Annotated in this window: 4 protein-coding genes; all 4 read right to left on the bottom strand. The window is 55.3% G+C overall.

Translation table 11 applies throughout. The features are described from left to right. Positions 1-603, bottom strand: a 603-nt coding sequence (gene traK / locus C9J12_RS29960; protein WP_107247111.1) for a type-F conjugative transfer system secretin TraK, incomplete at its 3' end; no start/stop codon positions are given. Then, positions 600-1163 (bottom strand): type IV conjugative transfer system protein TraE, encoded by a 564-nt coding sequence (gene traE / locus C9J12_RS29955; protein WP_107247109.1) that lies wholly within the window; start codon positions 1161-1163, stop codon positions 600-602. The genes traK and traE, both read right to left, overlap by 4 nt. Positions 1164-1174: 11 nt before the next feature. Beyond that, positions 1175-1477: a type IV conjugative transfer system protein TraL gene (gene traL / locus C9J12_RS29950; RefSeq protein WP_107247106.1), complete on the bottom strand. Its 303-nt coding sequence runs from the start codon at positions 1475-1477 to the stop codon at positions 1175-1177. Between the two features lie 2 nt (positions 1478-1479). After that, on the bottom strand, positions 1480-1680 hold a 201-nt coding region (locus C9J12_RS29945), incomplete at its 5' end, for a type IV conjugative transfer system pilin TraA (protein WP_107247103.1).

The following is a 1680-nucleotide window of genomic DNA, read 5'->3' as shown; positions in this document are numbered from 1 at the left end:
GTTGTTGATGAGTTGGTAACGGATGCCGGAGAACGGCTTGCCGACAAAGATGGTGTCGGGAATAACCGCCAGCGGTGCATTAAACGCACTGGCCACCGTTTTCGGATCGACTGGGTGCAGGCTGAATCCGCCCATCATCTCGCCAGTCTCGGTCCATCGCATCATTTGTGCGGTAAATTCGGCCAGCTGGACGGGATAAGGGGCGGTTTTATCAAACACCGACGGGGCTTGCTGGGTGTTTTGCACGCCGATAAATTCCGAGGTCACGGCGGGCATGGCCCGTGAGGTGATGAACAGGCCGAATTGCCGGCCTTTCCTGGTGCTGACGTAGGCGACAAAAGGGACGGCGATATTGAGTTTGAGGCGGGCAGCCCCGGACGTGTCGGACTTGGTGCCAGCAACGACACAAAATCCGGCCGGGCAATCAATCCCGGTGATTTTGTCGCCTTTGACCACCAAGCGGTTGATATCAACACTCGACAGCACTACCGGGACGGTGTCGTTGTCGTTAAAAGTATAGGTCGTCGGCGGGGTGTTTTTTGCATGCGCCCAGGGGGCGATGCAACATGCCGCGATGACCGCGGCACGGAGCAATCGGATCATGTTTCCTCCTTGATTTTCTTGATGGTCAGCAGGGCTATTTCCCCGTACTCATAGGACATATCAACAACGTAACTGACGCTCTCGGGGGGGAGCGGGCGAGAGCCCACGTGTTTTTGCAATGTGCCGGTGAGTTTCACCTGCAGCGTGTTGTCGGCCACTCGCACTTTATCGACATCGAACCGGCTGCTGACGTTTTCGCCGATAACGTGCAGTGCATCGGCCACCAGTGCCGGCTGCATATCTGACCAGGTCTCGCTGCTGACGTAATCGAGCAGGCGGCCGTAATTGCGTTCGACGTTTTTGGGGGTGACGTCGAGCTTCAGGTGCGCGAAGTATTCAGACATTTGCTGCAAATAACTGCTGTCAACGGCGCCGTCGGAGACGGTAAAGGCTTTGCTGATGGTGGGCGGTACCAAGGTCCGGCTTTTGCTGTTAACGACTTTTCCGAGTATGCCACCCAGCACCACGACGGTGATTAAGAGGCCGATGGAGAAGAGTACTAACAAGCCGTTGAGTGCCTTTGATAAAGCCAGCATGTTTATTTTGTTGGAATCGAGCATCCTCTGACACCTTAATGTATCCAGTAGCGCTTTTCGGCACTGGGCGTGGTATTGAAAAGGGGGGCGCTGAGGTTATCGGGGGCATACCAGTAGAGCGTGAGGCGAATGAAATTGTCGCCGTGGGTTTTCTTTAAACTATGCAGCCCGATGAACCAAATGGCGGCGAGGATGAACCCCACCGCCTCATGACGCCCCGTGAACAATATGCCAAAGATAACCAGCGAAGGGAGCAGCTCATCCCTCGGGAACCCGAGCAAGGTTTTTCCTTTCGACAGCTGTTTGGGAATACTGAAAAAGAGGGCGGGGTTTTCCATGGTTACAGACCTATCATCGACATGGCGAAATTGGTGAAGATCATTCCGGCCGAGAAACCGCCGATGGCGCCGACCCAGTTTTTGGTCATATAGCCGCCGACTGCCGCGGCTCCAAGACCGGCGACGGTCATGGCCTGGTACAAGCCTGAACTACCGTCGGTGTTTTCTTTGATGACGGTTTTGGCGCCAGCGAACAAATCGGC

Source organism: Photobacterium frigidiphilum (assembly GCF_003025615.1).
Taxonomy (GTDB): Bacteria; Pseudomonadota; Gammaproteobacteria; order Enterobacterales; family Vibrionaceae; genus Photobacterium; species Photobacterium frigidiphilum.
Note: the sequence above shows the minus strand (reverse complement) of the source record. Positions and strands in the feature narration are given on the sequence as shown.

Bases quoted from the DNA above. Each gene is read 5' to 3' on its own strand.
- traE (WP_107247109.1), bottom strand. From the start codon at position 1,163: ATGCTCGATTCCAACAAAATAAACATGCTGGCTTTATCAAAGGCACTC.
- traL (WP_107247106.1), bottom strand. From the start codon at position 1,477: ATGGAAAACCCCGCCCTCTTTTTCAGTATTCCCAAACAGCTGTCGAAA.